The organism is Streptomyces sp. URMC 126, assembly GCF_051386555.1.
GTDB lineage: Bacteria > Actinomycetota > Actinomycetes > Streptomycetales > Streptomycetaceae > Streptomyces.
Genome location: NZ_JBPQTX010001454.1, coordinates 1 through 229, shown reverse-complemented (window position 1 = coordinate 229; position 229 = coordinate 1). Strand labels below are relative to the sequence as shown.

1 protein-coding gene is annotated in these 229 nt (G+C 74.2%); it reads left to right on the top strand.

Going from position 1 to position 229, the window contains the following annotated elements:
• On the top strand, positions 1-229 hold a 229-nt coding region (locus ACSNOK_RS36655; protein WP_436784955.1), incomplete at both ends, for a hypothetical protein.

Genomic DNA, 229 nt, shown 5'->3' with positions numbered 1-229 from the left:
CTCCGCCCCCGACCAGGCCGGTCAGCGGCGCCACCGCTCCGAGACCGTGGCCCTCTACCCGCCCGTCGACCCCGAGGCCGTCTGGCGCCCCTTCCAGCTCGCCTTCTTCCTCCTCGCCCTCGACGGCGTCGCCGACCCCGGTCACCGCGACCGCGGGACCACCGACCTGATCTGGTTTCCCACCGGCGGCGGAAAGACCGAGGCGTACCTGCTCCTGGCCGCGTTCACC